Below are 17299 nucleotides of genomic sequence, written 5' to 3' on the forward strand. Positions count from 1 at the left end.
CCTATTCCCATTATAAACAATAATCAGACATTTGTTAAATGTTTAACTATAATTTTTTTTGATATTTTTTTTTCCAGCCTTCCGGTTCGGGCATGGAATAAAGGGATTTTGCTTCTTTTAATATATTTAATTATGTTTTTTTGCAAAAGCTCACGTCAGAAAAAATATCAAAAGAAAGTGGCATGAGCCACTCTCTTTTTAACCGCTGAAAAATTTCACTGCTTGCATCGCTAAATAGGCAATTCCAGCACCAATCAGCGGGCCAACAGCCACACCTTTGAATAAACTGACTGCCAAAATCGTACCGAATACAAGCGCTGCTGTGATATGCGGATCGTTTTCGAGTAGCACAATGCCGTTTTTTGCAATTAATGCTACTAATATACCCGCTCCGAGTGCAATCCAAGCATAAGAGGATTTCATTGCTTCTCCAAGCTGTTTAAATCCAATGTCCCCTGTTGCGATCGGTACAAGCACAGCGATCGTGATGACCGTCACACCCCAATTGATACCTTTTGATTGCAGAACCGGGAATATTTTTTGATCCAGGCCAATCAGCTTAATGGCAATCAGCACAGAGACCGCTAAAATTAACGAATTGTTTTTTGCAATAAGTGCAATAACGAGTAAAAGAACCAAAAACAAATTAGCTTGAGTAAACATACGCCGCTCCTTTCTTTCTTTTTATTGCGACCTTTTCATATTACTAATCTTTTTGAATAAAATGAAGTATCGGACATGCTTGTTTTTTGGAGGGGATTGTGTGAATCACACTTATGTGGGCATTTTTTTGCGAAGTTTGATGATTTTCAGCATCGCCGTTTGTGCGGTTGTTTTTTTATATCAGTCTTTTCCGTTTTTATATCCATTTTGGATTGCATTTGCCGTGTCGTGTTTGATTCATCCAGCCGTATGCAAAATCGAAAACATGACCGGGATGCCAAGAGGTTTTGTTGTCATCATTGTGCTATTACTCTTTTTAATGGTAGCCGCCGGATTCATGACACTTTTAGTGGCGGAAATCATTTCAGGAAGTGCTTATTTAGCAAAGGTACTGCCAGGTCATCTTGATCAAATGATTGGGATTGTGGAACGTTTTTTCACGGATCAGATTTTGCCTTTATATCATGATTTGACTGCTCAATTTAATACACTTCAAGCAGGTCAAAAGGAATCGATTTTAGGACAAATCCAAGCACTTGGTGACGAAGCAGCGGCAAAAATCGGGACTTTCCTTTCAAAAACTCTTGAATTCATTCCAGCTTTTTTAGGTCTTTTGCCTGATGCAGCAGCGACGCTTTTATTTTCCGCACTAGCGACTTTTTTTATCACAAAAGATTGGTTTACGTTAAAAAAATATGGTTCTCGTATCTTTCCCGCCAAATGGATGCTTCATACACGTGCCATTTTATCTGAAATCAAAAAAGCCATTTCTGGCTTTATGAAAGCCCAGCTTCTCCTTGTTGCCATGACCATTGGGATCGTGCTGATTGGACTTTTCATCTTAAAGGTCGAGCATGCGATTGTGATTGCTCTATGTATTGGTCTAGTTGATTTACTTCCTTACATCGGGAGTGGCACGGTTTTTCTTCCGTGGATCATTTACTCCGCCATGACAGGAAATCTTTCACTCGCCATTGGACTGGGCATTTTGTATATTGTGGTGCTCATTCAAAGACAAATATCAGAGCCAAAAGTCTTAAGTAAATCAATCGGTCTTAATCCTTTAGCAACACTTGTGGCACTGTTTGTCGGGTTAAAATGCTTTGGTTTTCTTGGACTTGCACTCGGTCCCGCTTCTCTTGTCGTTTGGCAGGCGTTTCGTAATGCAGGGGTTTTCAGAGACCTTTATCAGTACATTCGGTATGGTGCGCAAAAGTAAAAGAGACCTGATGCGAAGGTCTCTTTATCGTATAATCGTATAGCGTTTGCGATTGGACATGTTTCTAAGCCAGCGCTCAAAGAGCGGCTTGATCCGTTTTCTTGTCATGGGAATGAGCAGCACAGCCCCAATCAGATCAGAAAGGAATCCAGGTATGAGCAGCAGCAACCCGCCAATCAGAATGCAGAAGCCATCGACAATGGTGGCCCCTGGCATTTTGCCATATTGTAAATCTCGCTGCACTTTCTGAAATGCTTCTATTCCTTGTTTTCTTGCAAAGTAAGCACCTAATGCGCTTGTTAGCACAATGACTAGCATCGTTGGTAAAATACCAATGATGTTACTTGAGATTAAAAATAAACTAATTTCCACTGCTGGGAACAGAATCAATAATAGTAGAAAATATTTTTTCAACCATATCACCTCATGGGGTCTCTTTCATCGAAAGCTGTTTACTTTTTTTAGTGTAACATAAAAAAAGAGAGGAGTCAGATAACTCCCCTCGTGTGTGATTTAAAGGACGCTTGCACGGCCTTTGTAGATCGCTCCGCGTGCTGGATCTACTGTAATCTCTTCGCCTTCTTTTAGAAGTGTTGTGGCACTGTCAAGACCGACAATGACTGGAATTCCAAGACTAAGCCCAACGACTGCTGCATGGCTTGTTAAACCGCCTTCTTCCGTGATAAGGGCAGACGCTTTTTCTAAAGCACCCATCATATCACGATCTGTGCAGTTTGCGACAAGTATCGCACCATCATACATTTTTTCCTCTGCTTCTTTTCCGCTTTGTGCAATAACAACCGGTCCAAATGCAGATTTGCGGCCAATTCCTTGACCCTTCGCAATGATGTCACCGACAACATACACTTTCATTAAGTTCGTTGTACCTGTTTCACCAACTGGCACACCAGCTGTAATCACGATTAAATCACCATGTCTTACATAGCCTGTTTCAATTGACTTTTCTACTGCATTCTCAAGCATTTCATCAGTAGATGTCGTTTTTGAACCGCTCTTTGCAAATACACCGAATACGAGTGAAAGTTTTCTTGCCACTGATTCGTTTGCTGTGACTGCTACGATTGGTGCTTTTGGTCTATATTTTGAAATCATTCTCGCTGTATGACCGCTCTCAGTAGGTGTCACAATTGCCGCCACATCAAGCTTCATAGCTGTGTGCGCAACAGATTGACCGATCGCATCTGTAATGCTGACTTCTACTTCTTCGCTTCTGCGAGAAAGGATCGCTTTATAGTTAAGTGCTTCCTCTGAACGTGAGGCAATGTTGTGCATCGTTTGCACAGCTTCAACTGGATATGTTCCTGCTGCTGTTTCACCAGATAGCATGATCGCATCTGTACCATCAAAAATAGCATTTGCCACATCACTTGCTTCTGCACGAGTTGGACGCGGGTTACGCTGCATGCTATCCAGCATTTGAGTTGCTGTGATGACAGGCTTGCCTAAACGGTTGCATTTTTTGATCAGCATTTTTTGAACAAGTGGTACTTCTTCTGCCGGAATCTCTACACCAAGATCTCCACGCGCGACCATCAGTCCATCTGATACCTCAAGGATTTCATCGATGTTATCAACGCCCTCTTGGTTTTCAATCTTCGGAATGATTTGAATGTCAGCTGCGTTGTTCTTTTCAAGCAGCTCACGAATCTCAAGAACATCAGAAGCTCGTCTTACAAAAGAAGCTGCGATGAAATCGACACCTTGTTCAATTCCAAACAGAATATCATTGGCATCCTTTTCTGTAATACCCGGCAAGTTCACACTCACACCTGGTACGTTGACACCTTTTTTGTTTTTCAGTGTACCTGTATTCATCACTTTTGTGACGATTTCTTTTCGGTCCTTATTTAATTCTTTTACTTCTAGACCAATCAGACCATCATCTAATAAAATGGTTGAGCCCACTTCTACATCATGAATTAAATCTTCGTACGTCACACTGATTTTTTCAGTGTTTCCCACAATGTCTTCCATACTCACGATAAGATCAGCACCAGCAACTAACTCAATTGAGCCGTTTTCAACTGTACGTGTACGGATCTCTGGACCTTTTGTATCAAGAAGGATCGCAATGTCCTTGCCTAAAGTTTTACCTGCTTTGCGAATGTTTTCAATACGTGCACCATGCTCTTCAAAATCTCCATGAGAGAAGTTTAGTCTGGCTACATTCATTCCTGCTTCAATCAATTCAGTCAGCTTTTCAATGCTTTCACTTGCTGGACCGATTGTACAAACGATTTTTGTCTTTCTCATTACTGTTCCTCCTAAGGTCTTCTCGTTTTATATAGAGAGCTCTTGTGAAAGTCGGTACATATTTTGATCGACTGTATGCTTTTTATCTAAGATGTCTAAAATATCGTGATGAACGAGTTCGTTGCTTTGAATGCCTACACAGCGTCCGCCTCTTCCTTCAAGAAGAAGTTCTACTGCATACGCTCCTAAGCGACTTGCGAGCACTCGGTCAAACGCACTTGGAGAACCTCCACGCTGAATATGTCCTAAGACAGATACACGCGTTTCAAGGCTTGTCTCCTCTTCAATTCTCTTACCAAATTCGACACCGCTGCCTACGCCTTCTGCGACGATGATGATACTGTGCTTCTTGCCGCGCTCATGTCCTCTTCTCAATCTGGCAATAATTTCGTCCATGTCATAGTCTGCTTCAGGAATCAAAATCGATTCAGCTCCGCCTGCAAGACCTGACCAAAGGGCAATATCCCCTGCATGTCTTCCCATTACTTCCACTACGTATGTACGTTCATGAGATGTGGCTGTATCACGAATTTTATCAATGGCATCAATGACTGTATTTAGTGCTGTATCAAAGCCAATAGTGAAATCAGTACCAGGAATGTCATTGTCAATCGTGCCAGGGACACCTACACATGGAAAACCGAGCTCTGTTAATTTCTTCGCTCCCATGAATGAGCCATCTCCACCGATGACAACAAGTCCTTCAATACCGAATTTTTTTAAGTTCTCAATCCCTTTTTCACGACCTTCAACTGTCTTGAATTCAGGACATCTTGCCGTGTAAAGTTTTGTTCCCCCACGATGAATGATATCGCCTACTGAACCTATTTCGAGTTTCTCAATTTTACCGTTAATTAGACCTGAATATCCATTATAAATACCGTAAACTTCTACATTATGGTAAATTGCTTTCCTTACAACTGCGCGCACAGCTGCATTCATTCCTGGGGAATCCCCACCGCTCGTTAAAACTCCTATACGCTTCATCTTTTTCACCTCAGAGACCATATATGAATTAAACATACCATTTCCACTGCTTGAAAACAATCATGAGCAAAACCGGATGTTTTCAATACGAATTTCTAAAACCGTACTTATTATACAATTAAATAAAATGTTTTTAAACAAAAGTTAAGAAAGTCATGAAAGCACTTTGTTCAAAAAACAGTTGATTCAAGTGCTCTAAACCTTGTGAAATCAACGTTTTCAGACGTTTCAAATTTTATGAAAACAAAAGAAAATTATTTTCAAATAGCGCTTACATCAGATCGTTTTGATGAAAAAAGACGAAAAAAATAAACGCCAGCCAAAAGGCTGTACGTTTATTTAGTTTACCCCAATATATTGATTTTCAATCGATACTTTGCCGATTGCTTTGTATTTTTGATATCTTTGTTCGACTAATTCTTCAGGCGATTGTTTGAGCAAAGATGTAAGTGACTGTTTTAATGTTTTTTCAATGTAGGCTGCTTGTTGTTTCACGTCTCGGTGTGCTCCACCTTGCACTTCTTTAATAACATCATCTATAATATCTAATTCTTTTAGGTCTGGAGCGGTAATTTTCATTGATTCTGCAGCTTTTTTCGCAAGTGATGAGTCCTTCCAGAGCAGTGCTGCTGCACCTTCAGGTGAAATCACTGAATATGTTGAGTTCTCTAGCATAAATAGGTGGTTTCCTACGCCTAAGCCTAGTGCTCCGCCACTTCCGCCTTCTCCAATGACAATACAGACAACCGGTACACGAAGTCCTGCCATTTCGAAAAGGTTTTTCGCAATTGCTTCACTTTGCCCGCGTTCTTCAGCTGCTTTACCAGGATAAGCTCCTTTTGTATCAATAAAGCAAATGATTGGACGATTAAATTTATCTGCTTGTTTCATCAAGCGCAATGCTTTACGGTAACCTTCTGGATGCGGCATCCCGAAATTACGGCGCAAGTTTTCTTTTGTGTCTTTTCCGCGCTGATGACCAATGACTGTGACAGGAAGTCCTTTAAACGTAGCAATTCCTCCAACGATGGCTTCATCGTCGCCATAAAAACGGTCACCGTGACATTCGAAAAAGTTATCAAACAGCTCTTGAATGTAATCGAGAGTTGTTGGGCGCATCGCATGACGAGCAATTTGTACTCTGTCCCACGGCTTTAAATTTGTATAAATGTCTGTTTCAAGCTTACTCAGACGCGTTTCAAGGCGCTCAATTTCCGCACTTAAATCCATCTCTGAGTTTTGTGTGAACTTTTTCAATTCATCAATTTTCGCTCGAAGTTCAATGACAGGTTTTTCAAATTCTAGTTCTCCAGCCACTCTCGTTCACCTCCTGTGCTGTGTAATGCTAAGATTTGGCCTAATGTTTCTTTCATTTCTGCACGGTGAATCACAGCATCTAGCTGACCATGCTTCATTAAAAATTCAGCCGTTTGGAAGTCCTCAGGTAGGTCTTCACGAATGGTTTGTTCAATGATTCTTCGACCAGCAAAACCAATTAATGCACCAGGCTCTGCAAAGTTGTAATCACCGAGAGACGCGAAACTAGCTGATACACCGCCAGTTGTCGGATTGGTCATCACAGAGATAATCAGACCTTGATCCTCGCTGAACAGCTTTAATGCTGAACTTGTTTTTGCCATCTGCATCAGACTAAGAATCCCCTCTTGCATTCTTGCTCCTCCAGATGCAGTGAAGATGATAAATGGCACCTTGTCCGCTTTTGCTTTCTCAATAGCTAATGCAATCTTTTCACCAACAACTGAGCCCATGCTGCCCATACGGAACGTGGCATCCATGACAGCAATGACAGCACTTTGACCTTTAATTTCACCTTTTCCTGTTACGATGGCTTCATTCAAAGATGTTTTTTCTCTGTCTTTCTGAAGCTTTTCTTCGTAGCCTGGGAAACCGAGCGGGTTCTCAGAAATGAGGTGACCGTTAAATTCTTCAAATGTGCCTTCGTCTACAAGGCTTTCAATACGTTGTTTTGCATTCATTTGCAAATGTCTGCCGCAATTCATGCAAACACGTAAATTTTTATCTAGTTCTTTGGTGAGCATTATTTTTTTACATTGCGGACATTTGGTCATGATGCCTTCAGGCACATCTTGACTTGCCTGTTCAGAGGGTACAGATGCATATTTTTTCTTTTTACTGAAAATATTCTTGATTGACAAATGACTACCTCCCTTTTTGAAGGGTTTTTTCTTTACACGCACATCCACTATTATAGGACATGTCATAACTGTACCGAAACTATTGTACTTTTTTTGTCAAACGCTGTCATCCTTCATTCAATTTTTTCAGGGGGAATTGATGAGAAATGAGTATAGGTTTGGGGCGCTGAGTAGTTGGTATATGTGAATTGTGAACGTCTACAAAAAAATCTCATTTAGGATGAAAAAAATTTCGTGTAAGAGAGGAAATGGTGCACGTTTTTCCTCCAAATTCAGAAAGAACGTGCACACTTTTCCAATTCGATTACTCGCCGATAATCGTTAATTTTCTTGTTTTTTCTGCAACAGCTTCTGGGTCTACTTTGATTCTTGAAACGCCCGTTTCCATTGCTGCTTTTGCCACTGCTTTGGCTACCGCTGGCGCTACTCGTGCATCAAATGGTGCAGGGATAACGTATTCCGCTGACAATTCTTCATCTGATACAAGGGAAGCAATCGCTTCAACAGCTGCAATTTTCATTTCTTCGTTAATGTGTGTCGCACGTACATCAAGCGCTCCACGGAAAATACCAGGGAATGCAAGGACGTTGTTCACTTGGTTCGGGAAGTCAGAACGGCCAGTTCCTACAACACTTGCACCTGCTGCATGTGCGTCTTCTGGCATGATCTCTGGGTTTGGATTAGCCATTGCGAAGATGACAGGATCTTTTGCCATTTTTCCAACCATTTCTTTAGTTAAAGCACCTGCTACTGAAACGCCGATAAAGACATCTGCGCCTTCAATCACTTCTTCTAAAGAACCTTCTTTACGATCTTGGTTCGTGAATTTAGCTACTTCATTTTTCACTGCATTCATACCATTCGGACGGCCTTCATAAATAGCGCCTTTTGTATCACACATGATGATATCACGTACACCGAAATGATAAAGAAGTTTGATAATCGCAATTCCTGCTGCTCCAGCGCCGTTTGCAACCACTTTAATTGAAGACATTGATTTTCCAGACAGCTTCAGTGCATTCACAAGTCCTGCCACTGTTACAATCGCTGTCCCGTGCTGATCATCGTGGAAAACAGGAATGTTTGTCTCTTTTTTCAAACGCTCTTCAATGATAAAACAGTTTGGTGCTGCAATATCTTCAAGGTTCACGCCGCCAAACGTCGGCTCAAGAAGCTTCACTGTTTCAACGATTTTGTCTACATCGTTTGTTGCAAGTGCGATTGGGAATGCATCAACACCTGCAAAGCTTTTGAATAAGACAGCTTTTCCTTCCATTACTGGAAGAGATGCTTCTGCCCCAATGTTTCCAAGCCCTAACACAGCACTTCCGTCTGTGACAACAGCGACCATATTGCCTTTCATTGTATAATCATACACTTTGCTTGTGTCGTCATAAATATCTTTACATGGCTCTGCCACACCTGGTGAGTAAGCCAAGCTCAAGTCTTTCGCATTTTTCACTTGTACCTTTGATTTTGATTCGAGTTTGCCTTGATTCTCTTTGTGCATATGTAATGCTTCTTCTCTTAATGACATGTGATGAACACTCCTTCAAGTGGAAAATGATTTAATGAATTGCTAAGTTGATAAGCACATACTTGGCAGTTTAAATACACAGAATCTTTAAAATGATAACACAATAGGTGAAATTGTAAAACATATTCAGACGATTTGTCATCATTTAATCACAACGTTTTGTTCACCTAGCAGCTCTTTTAACTGGAAAATGACCGCATGATCTGCATGAACTTTGTATGCATCTGGAAGTCTCATCGTCTTTTTTTGCTTTTCATAATACAAATAGACATCTGCTTCTCCCCTGTGCATGGAGATTACTCGCTTCACTTGTTCTAGCAGCTCCTGCGTATGGTTCTCTTCTTTGACTCGAATGTAGACAGATTCTTTTCTTTTAGAGCCCATCTCTTCCAGTAGAACAGCTTCTTGCACGATGATTTGACTGCTCTCATTTCTGACATCTATTCTGCCTTCAACATAAAGCATTGCGCCCTCCTCAAGTAAGGGGGACAGCTTTCTAAATTGCTCTGGAAAGACGACACCTTCCATTTCTCCCGTTTCATCCCCGAATGTGACAAATGCCATCGATTGTCCATTTTTTGTCCGAATCGATTTCACCTTTGTCAAAAGACCACCCATTGAGATCTTTCGCTTTATATAGGAAGAAAGTCTGATGATTTCCACCGCACCATTCTCTCTTAAGCGATCTCGATACGCTTGTACAGGGTGATTTGATAAATATAACCCGAGTGCCTCTTTTTCAAATTGCAGGAGATCAACAAGCGGCAGTTCGTCTATCTCCGCATATTTTGGCTTAATGGAGAACGTTGTATCCCCAAGAAAGTCCAGTTGATCCTCAGGTGTTAAAAATGACACATGGTCTAACGCAATATCTATCGATGCTAATAACGAAGCACGATTTGGATGAAGTTCATCCATTGCCCCTGAGAAAATGAGGGCTTCAATCGTTTTTCGGTTGACACTCTTTGTTGATACCCTTGCGCAAAAATCAAATAAATCTTCAAATGGCTTTTCCTGTCTTGCTCTGTATATATCCTTTACAGCTGACACTCCGACATTTTTAATCGCTCTTAAGCTGTAGCGGATCTCCCCTTTTTCAACCGTGAATGGAAATTCGCTCTTATTAATAGAAGGCTTCAACACAGATATCCCTTTTTCCTTTGCCTCATAGAAATATTGAGCCACTTTGTCTTCATTTCCAATCACACTCGTTAAAAGACCGCACATAAAATATAACGGATAATGCGCTTTTAAATAAGCAAGCTGAAAGCCGATCATGCTATATGCAACAGCATGGCTTCTATTAAAACCATAGTTTGCAAATTTGACGATTAGGTCATAAACGTCATTTGCAATGTTAACAGGATACTCCTTTTTTAGGCATCCTTCAACAAAATGGCTTCGCTCTTCATCAAGCACCTTTTTATCTTTCTTTGAAACGGCTCTTCTTAGTAGATCAGCCTCGCCCAGCTTAAAGCCTGCCATCTTTGCTGCAATCAACATGATTTGCTCCTGATAGACGATGACCCCATATGTATCCTTTAAGATGTCATACAAATCTGGATGCGGGTAGGAGACTTTCACTCTGCCATGCTTTCGGTCGATAAAGAGCGGGATATTCTCCATCGGCCCCGGGCGGTATAAGGCATTGACAGCCACGATATCTTCTAGACTAGAAGGTTTCAGTCGTCTCAGCACCTGACGCATACCTTGTGACTCCAGCTGGAAAATCCCCGTTGTATCTCCTGCTGATAACAAATCAAACGTTTTCTGATCTTCATATGAAATGTCACTAAAGTTAATGTGGACGTTTTCCTGTCTTTCAATCTGGTTTTTAATGGATTCAATTAATGTTAAGTTTCTCAAACCTAAAAAATCCATTTTCAAAAGACCGAGATCTTCTAAATAATTCATCGCATATTGCGTCAAATACACTCCATCATGGCCTTCTTGGATAGGCACGACTTGTGTGAGCGGCTCCTCACTTAGGACAACGCCGGCTGCATGTGTTGACGTATGTCTTGGTAATCCTTCTACCTTTAAAGCGGTTTGAAACACTCTTTGCAGCTCTTCAGATTGCTGGAGCAGTGTTTTTAATTCTGAGGAGACTGTCACCGCTTCTTTCAGTGTCGTCCCTGGCTTTGATGGGATGAGCTTTGCAAGGCGGTCTGCTGCTTTTGAATCAATTCCCATCACACGTCCGACATCTCTTAAAGCTGCCTTTGCGGCAAGTGTTCCAAACGTGACAATTTGCGCCACATGCATATCCCCATATTTGTCTTTTACATATGAAATGATTTCATCTCTTCTCGTGTCAGGAAAATCGATATCTATATCTGGCATGCTGATTCGTTCAGGATTTAAAAAACGCTCAAATAAAAGCCCGTGACGGATCGGATCGACATCTGTAATAAACAGAACATACGCAACTAAAGAGCCTGCTGCTGATCCCCGGCCAGGACCTGTGACAATGCCATGATCATGAGCATACTTCATAAAATCCCACACAATGAGGAAATAATCACTGAAATTCATTTTTTGAATGATGCTCAGCTCATACTCAAGCCTTTTGATATATGTGTCATTTGAAGCAATCTGTCTTCGTTTCATGCCTTCTTGGCACACTCTTCGTAAAAATTGATCAGCGGTTGATTGATCAGGCGTCGGATAGGTTGGCAGTTTCGTCTGGCCAAGATTTAAATCGACCTCGCAGCGGTTTGCAATCTCAACCGTTCTTGCCAGCAATTCTGGATTATCACCATACCACTTCATCATTTCTTCGATCGATCTGAAATGCTTGTCTCCTTGGTCTTCCTCAATTTCTGATAACTGCTGGCCTGCTTTAATGGCTTTTAAACATGTATATGCGGTTTTGTCCTCTTGATGGATATAGTGGACGTCACCTGTTGCCACAAGCGGGATGTTCGCTCTTTTTGAGAGTTCCCTGAGCTTATGAGACAGCTCTTCGTCCTGCTGAAACGGCTGAACGGCTAAATACACATGTTCCTCACCAAAAAGATCTTTTAAATGGCTGGCCGCATCCCTTGCTTCATCTAGCTGATCATGTTGCAGCAGCGTTTCAATATAGCCGGATACGCCTGGTGTGATGGCAATAAGGCCATGATGATAGGCTTTCAGCCATTTCTCTTTCAGGCCGGTTTTTGACTTTGATTTCAAGACACTGCTAATTTTGATCAAGTTTTGATAGCCTTCATTGTTTTTGGCAAGGAGAATCAAAGGATAAGCCTCTGTCTCTTGTTCATCTATGAAGACAGAAGCTGTTAAACCGATAATCGGCTTGATGCCATGTGTTTTACATTCCTTATAAAATTCAACCGTTCCATACATCACATGGTCATCGGTAAGAGCGAGCGCTTGATAGCCAAGTTCTTTCGCCTTTAATACGAGCTCCTTGACCTTCGCTGCACTGCTCAACAAGCTGTATCCACTGTGGACCTGAAGATGAACATAGGACATGCTTAATCCACTCCTTTCGTCTAAATTCATTCTTTCATTATAAAACGCGATGCGGTGAGAAACAAATGTTCTTTCTTTTCCGCTCGTTCATACTTGTCCAGCATTCGCCATATATTGAATAGAGTGAGGTGGGAAAAATGGATGTGAAGGAAGCCTTTATTCCAAACTTTATTAGCTGTTATTTTATCGCACTAGGGGTTATTTTGGGCGGTGCCATTATAGGCGGGGTAGGTGCATATTTATCTGGTCAGCCGCCGCTATCAATTATTTCAAGTCTTGCCAACCGCTTAAAAATTTGGGCACTTGTTGCGGCAATCGGTGGAACCTTTGATGCGGTTTATAGTTTTGAAAGAGGGATTTTCGAAGGGAACACACGTGATATTTTCAAGCAGATCTTGCTCATTATCTCTGCTATGGGCGGTGCGCAAACGGGGTATCTCCTGATTACGTGGCTCACTCAGGAGCATGTATCATCATGAGGGTGCCTGAGCTGTATAAACGTCCAGGCTGGCAGCGTTTTTTTGCTGGGATGATGTTCGGCGCAATTATCAGCTGGCTGATTTTTCTCTTTACGTATGGCACCTTTCAGGAGAAGCAGGTGACACTGCTCAGAAGCCAGCAGCACCATATGGACAGTCTGAAAGAACAAATCACACTCTATCGGGAAGATTTGCATAAATTAAATGAAGACAATAAGCAGCGTCTGCTTATTCAGAGCGTAGACGTTCACCTCGTCAACCGTGAGCAGTACAAAATCCCGGAGCCAGATACCTTGAAATTTGAAGATCAGGTGAAAGAAGATATCTCTGAGGTGATCACAAAGGATATTGAAAGTGTCTATAAAACAAAAGAGCTCTTAAAACGGACCGTGGAAAATAAAGAATATACGATTAGAGAAAAGGCATACCGCGCCAAAGTCACCGAACTGACCATCTATACAAAACTTTCGCTTGAAGTACGTATTTCCTTTGCTGAATAATAGATGATGTGGAATTTTTATGAATTTCTGCACTCAATGATCGCTTTTCACTTGTTATTTTTATACACTAAAAGAAGAACGAGATGATCATAAGAAAGAGGTGAGAACAATGGAGGTTTACAGCTATCGTCAAATGGCACGAGACAAAGCAAGCCGGATTAAAGACGGCATGTGTGCTTATGCTGAGACAGAAATGATGGCCCATTTAATTAAAAAAGAATTAAAGCATCAAAATCTCCAAGCCTATGAAGATTCAACTGACATCGGCTGCTGGTTTATCCCTGTATCCAAGTAACCCTTTTCTCAAAGCTCAAAAAAAGAGAGGGGGACTTGAAGCCCCTCTCTCACGATGATGATTTACATACTTCTTCTAAATCACGCAAAATCTCATCTGCAACTGCCCAATCATATATGGACGCACCGGCTGCAAGCGGGTGACCTCCGCCATGATATTTTTTAGCAATGGTGTTAATGACGACGCCTTTTGAGCGGAATCTCACACGAATCTGATCGTTCTCTTCCACAAAAAAGACCCATGCCTTAATCCCTGCAATATTTCCAAGTGTCCCAACAAGCTGTGAGGCTTGCTGCGCTGTTGTTTGGAACGACTCCAAAATGTCACGTTTAATAAAAACAGAAGCTACGCCATTCTCTGATAAGGAGATATGTTGAAAAATATAGCCATTTAATTTCACGACATTCAAATCTGTCTCATACAATTGATTGAAAAGGTCTGATGATGAAAACGGATATTCGATGAGTTCACCCGCATATTTGAGTGTCTTTTTCGTTGTGTTTGGGAAAAGGAAACGGCCTGTGTCTCCTACAATGCCGGCATAAATGAGTTCTGCCGCCTTTGTATTCAGCTGATATCCTTCTTCTTTCCCCTCTAAATACAGCTCATAAATCATTTCACTAACAGAGCTTGCTTCTGTATCAACCCAAAGCAAATCACCATACGGATCTTCATTCGGATGATGATCAATTTTCATCAGCTTATCGCCCATTGAATAGCGCTGATCATCAATTCTAGCTTGATTCGCAGTGTCACAGACAATGACAAGGGCACCTTTGTACACTTCATCCGGCACATCATCTAATTCATATAAAAATGAAAGGGATGGCTCAGGGGTTCCTGTCGCATAAATATTTTTTTCTGGATAGGTGGCACGCAAGATTTCCGTAAGGCCGCACTGTGATCCATATGCGTCTGGATCAGGTCTTACATGTCTATGAATGATGATGGTGTCATATAATGATATGGTTCTAATCAGTTCTTTTTTCATAAATACTCCTTCTTATGCGATACTCTTTTTATTATTAAATCATAATCTACCCAGACAGAAAAGTGAGGAATAGACAATTTATTCTAGTAAGCAAGCCTATTTACGTTTAAAATAGGGTTGTAACCACTTACAATGGAGGCTTGGCACATGCTTGTTTTGATTGTGTTTATTATTTGTTCTGCCATGTTTTATTTATACTACAAAGCAAAAAATGTCCGTACGAACCGGCCGGTCGAGAAGAAATTCTGGTCTGCTAAATCAAGTATGGCACTTGGCTGCTTTGTCCTGCTCTTCGGTGTGAATCAATTATTTTTAAACCGCTCGTCACTCGCATTTGTCATTGGGTTTGTTTTTGTTGCAGTTGGTATCGGCAGTACATGGGCCGGATATAAAGCCTATAAGCACTATCTTCCGCTCTTTTTAAAGGAAGGCGAAAAAGACCACGCATAATAGAGAAAGGGCGCATTCATGCCGCCCTTTTTTGCCTATTATCCTCTCTCCATCAGCTGCACCATCAACATCGCTTTGCCTACAATATTTGACTGATGGTAAACTTCCACTTCCAGTTTTCCAAACTTGCGCCCAACTTCTAAAATATTCGGTTTGATCTGTATCGTGGATTCCATTTGAACTGGTTTTAAGAAATAGACAGAAAGACTTTCTACAATTAGTTCACCTTTTTTATGAGACTTTAAGAAGCGGTTGGCTGATTCGATTAAAATTTGTGTAAACACACCATACGAAATATTGCCGAGTTGATTTGTCATTTGTGGTGAGACTTCATATTGGTACACCGCATCTGTTTTTGGTTTTTCTGTATCAGCTTCCTTAAATCCTCTAGACACGACATCATCCAGCTTTTCACCGACCTGCGGCTGCTTTTGAATCATTTGCAGCGCCTTCAGCACGTCCTGACGGCTAATCATCCCAATCAGCTTCGCATGATCATTTACAACTGGCAGCACCTCAATACCTTCCCACACCATCATTTGTGCAGCTGAAGCGACAGATGTTTTGCCAATAACGGTCAGCGGATTTTTTGTCATCACCTTTTCAATCGGTGTAGAACGGTCATGGCCTGCAATATCTTTTGAGGTCAAAATGCCGTGAATTTTCATTTGATCGTCTGCTACCGGGAACCGGCCGTGCCCGGTTTCATAATTCTTTTCATACCATTTCTCAAGTTTGTCTTCTGGCGATAAATAGACGGTCCGTTCAATCGGCGTTAAAATATCCTCCACAAGCACAATTTCTTTTTTAATCAACTGGTCATAAATGGCCCGGTTAATGAGAGCCGCTACGGTAAATGTATCGTAGCTTGTTGATAAAATGGGCAGCTCAAGCTCATCTGCGAGCTGAATAATTTCATCATCTGTTGAGAATCCGCCCGTGACCAACACAGCCGCTCCCGCCTCTAATGCTTGCCGATGAGCATTGATTCGGTTTCCGACGATCAACAGGTTGCCTGCTGCTGTGTAACGCATCATCGCATCCAGTTCCATTGCACCGATGACAAATTTATTTAACGTTTTATGTAAGCCGGCTCGTCCGCCAAGCACCTGACCATCAATGACATTGACTACTTCCGCATATGTCAGCTTTTCAATATTTTCTTTTTTCTTCTGTTCAATTCGAATGGTACCGACTCGTTCAATGGTGCTCACGAACCCTTTATTTTCAGCATCCTTAATAGCCCGGTAAGCCGTGCCTTCACTGACTTTCATTTCTTTCGCTATACGCCGGACAGAAATTTTCTCTCCGACATCTAATGAATCAATATACGATAAAATTTGCTCATGCTTTGTCGCCAATCCCGTTCACCCTTTTTGTTTTCAGCGTTTTCATCTATATTTCATTATAAAGGCAGGAGGCTTTTAATAGCAATTTGTCTTTTACACGAGCACGATACAGGCAAATAAAAAAGCCGGTTGGATGCCGGCTTTTCTTCTTATTATTAAATATCGATGGATTCTCCACTGTTTAATACGTGACCCACGCCGCCATGCAAGCTGTCTGCAAAGGCATGAGGATCTTGCTCAATCGGCGGGAATGTACTGTAATGAATCGGTACGACTTGTTTCGCACGAAGCCACTCTGCTGCGATTCTCGCATCGTCTGGTCCCATTGTGAAGTTATCACCTATTGGCAGGAAGGCGAGCTCAATATGATTCAGCTCCCCAATGAGTTTCATATCCGAGAAGAGAGCCGTGTCTCCAGCATGATAAATTGTTTTGCCTTCAGCAGTAAATAAAATACCGGATGGCATCCCTGTATACGTAATCGTTTTGGATTCTTCATCAATGACTGCTGAGCCATGGAACGCTTGCGTCAGCTTGACTTTACCAAATTCAAATTCACGTCCGCCGCCTATAGAAAGCGGGTGCGTTTTCACCCCTTGCCAGCCTAAATAAGTGGCAAGTTCGAATGGCGCAATCACGAGTGCGTCATTGTTTTTAGCGATTTCAATCGTGTCTCCGATGTGATCTCCATGCCCGTGCGTGAGCAAAATCACATCTGCTTTGACATCTTGCGGTTTGATATCCGTGTGCTTATTTCCATTTAAAAATGGATCAATCCAAATATGGTATCCGTTTGTTTCAATGTGTACGACTGAATGTCCATGATATGTAGCTTTCATGTAAATATATCCACCTTTCGAATTTGATCTCATTTTTTTCTATTCCCTCTATAAAAAGCTGA

Annotated in this window: 16 protein-coding genes; 5 read left to right on the forward strand and 11 right to left on the reverse strand. The window is 41.5% G+C overall.

What is annotated here, in order from left to right; genetic code table 11:
• Window positions 1-198: 198 nt before the first annotated feature.
• Window positions 199-663, reverse strand: coding sequence for a DUF441 domain-containing protein (locus ACTJJD_RS03780; RefSeq protein ID WP_007501699.1), 465 nt, complete (start codon window positions 661-663; stop codon window positions 199-201).
• A gap of 100 nt (window positions 664-763) precedes the next feature.
• Here ACTJJD_RS03780 and ytvI point away from each other — a divergent pair, with 100 nt between their 5' ends.
• Window positions 764-1882 carry a sporulation integral membrane protein YtvI gene (gene ytvI / locus ACTJJD_RS03785; RefSeq protein WP_440608119.1) on the forward strand — a complete coding sequence of 373 codons (1119 nt, stop codon included), beginning with the start codon at window positions 764-766 and terminating at the stop codon, window positions 1880-1882.
• A 24-nt stretch (window positions 1883-1906) separates the two neighbouring features.
• Here the strand turns inward: ytvI and ACTJJD_RS03790 are convergent, their stop codons facing one another.
• The 7 genes from ACTJJD_RS03790 to dnaE form a co-directional block, all read right to left on the reverse strand.
• The gene (locus tag ACTJJD_RS03790) at window positions 1907-2296 is read right to left on the reverse strand and encodes an FxsA family protein (RefSeq protein WP_007501703.1); all 390 of its coding nucleotides are present in this window, start codon (window positions 2294-2296) and stop codon (window positions 1907-1909) included.
• A 99-nt stretch (window positions 2297-2395) separates the two neighbouring features.
• Entirely contained in the window at window positions 2396-4156 is a 1761-nt protein-coding gene (gene pyk / locus ACTJJD_RS03795; RefSeq protein ID WP_008346071.1) for a pyruvate kinase, read from the reverse strand.
• 27 nt (window positions 4157-4183) lie between these two features.
• Window positions 4184-5143, reverse strand: a complete 960-nt coding sequence (gene pfkA / locus ACTJJD_RS03800) for a 6-phosphofructokinase (RefSeq protein WP_017358271.1) — start codon at window positions 5141-5143, stop codon at window positions 4184-4186.
• A gap of 339 nt (window positions 5144-5482) precedes the next feature.
• The gene (gene accA / locus ACTJJD_RS03805; protein WP_008346075.1) at window positions 5483-6460 is read right to left on the reverse strand and encodes an acetyl-CoA carboxylase carboxyl transferase subunit alpha; all 978 of its coding nucleotides are present in this window, start codon (window positions 6458-6460) and stop codon (window positions 5483-5485) included.
• On the reverse strand, window positions 6445-7320 hold the full coding sequence (gene accD, locus ACTJJD_RS03810) for an acetyl-CoA carboxylase, carboxyltransferase subunit beta (RefSeq protein ID WP_440608120.1): 876 nt from the start codon (window positions 7318-7320) through the stop codon (window positions 6445-6447). Before accD ends, accA begins: the two co-directional genes overlap by 16 nt.
• 304 nt (window positions 7321-7624) lie before the next feature.
• Window positions 7625-8857, reverse strand: a complete 1233-nt coding sequence (locus ACTJJD_RS03815) for an NAD(P)-dependent malic enzyme (RefSeq protein WP_007501712.1) — start codon at window positions 8855-8857, stop codon at window positions 7625-7627.
• 141 nt (window positions 8858-8998) lie between these two features.
• The gene (dnaE, locus tag ACTJJD_RS03820) at window positions 8999-12334 is read right to left on the reverse strand and encodes a DNA polymerase III subunit alpha (protein ID WP_440608121.1); all 3336 of its coding nucleotides are present in this window, start codon (window positions 12332-12334) and stop codon (window positions 8999-9001) included.
• Window positions 12335-12471: 137 nt separating this feature from the next.
• Between dnaE and ACTJJD_RS03825 the strand changes: the two genes are divergently transcribed.
• The 3 genes from ACTJJD_RS03825 (at window position 12472) to ACTJJD_RS03835 (ending at window position 13608) form a co-directional block, all read left to right on the forward strand.
• Window positions 12472-12813 (forward strand): YtrH family sporulation protein, encoded by a 342-nt coding sequence (locus ACTJJD_RS03825; protein ID WP_007501717.1) that lies wholly within the window; start codon window positions 12472-12474, stop codon window positions 12811-12813.
• A complete protein-coding gene (gene ytrI / locus ACTJJD_RS03830) occupies window positions 12810-13313 on the forward strand; it encodes a sporulation membrane protein YtrI (protein ID WP_007501718.1) in 504 nt (167 codons plus the stop codon). The genes ACTJJD_RS03825 and ytrI overlap by 4 nt, the downstream gene beginning before the upstream one ends.
• A gap of 109 nt (window positions 13314-13422) precedes the next feature.
• Complete coding sequence (locus ACTJJD_RS03835) at window positions 13423-13608, forward strand: hypothetical protein (RefSeq protein WP_008346082.1); 186 nt, start codon at window positions 13423-13425, stop codon at window positions 13606-13608.
• 49 nt (window positions 13609-13657) lie between these two features.
• On the opposite strand, the gene ACTJJD_RS03840 is transcribed toward ACTJJD_RS03835, so the two are convergent.
• Window positions 13658-14599 (reverse strand): DHH family phosphoesterase, encoded by a 942-nt coding sequence (locus tag ACTJJD_RS03840; protein WP_025207776.1) that lies wholly within the window; start codon window positions 14597-14599, stop codon window positions 13658-13660.
• 147 nt (window positions 14600-14746) lie between these two features.
• Between ACTJJD_RS03840 and ACTJJD_RS03845 the strand changes: the two genes are divergently transcribed.
• Window positions 14747-15049, forward strand: a complete 303-nt coding sequence (locus tag ACTJJD_RS03845) for a YtpI family protein (protein ID WP_008343164.1) — start codon at window positions 14747-14749, stop codon at window positions 15047-15049.
• Between the two features lie 38 nt (window positions 15050-15087).
• On the opposite strand, the gene ACTJJD_RS03850 is transcribed toward ACTJJD_RS03845, so the two are convergent.
• The gene (locus ACTJJD_RS03850; RefSeq protein ID WP_007501721.1) at window positions 15088-16410 is read right to left on the reverse strand and encodes a CBS domain-containing protein; all 1323 of its coding nucleotides are present in this window, start codon (window positions 16408-16410) and stop codon (window positions 15088-15090) included.
• A gap of 143 nt (window positions 16411-16553) precedes the next feature.
• Window positions 16554-17237 (reverse strand): metal-dependent hydrolase, encoded by a 684-nt coding sequence (locus tag ACTJJD_RS03855; protein WP_216099445.1) that lies wholly within the window; start codon window positions 17235-17237, stop codon window positions 16554-16556.
• Between the last annotated feature and the right edge of the window lie 62 nt (window positions 17238-17299).

Source organism: Bacillus sp. 22446 (assembly GCF_052044955.1).
GTDB lineage: Bacteria > Bacillota > Bacilli > Bacillales > Bacillaceae > Bacillus > Bacillus altitudinis.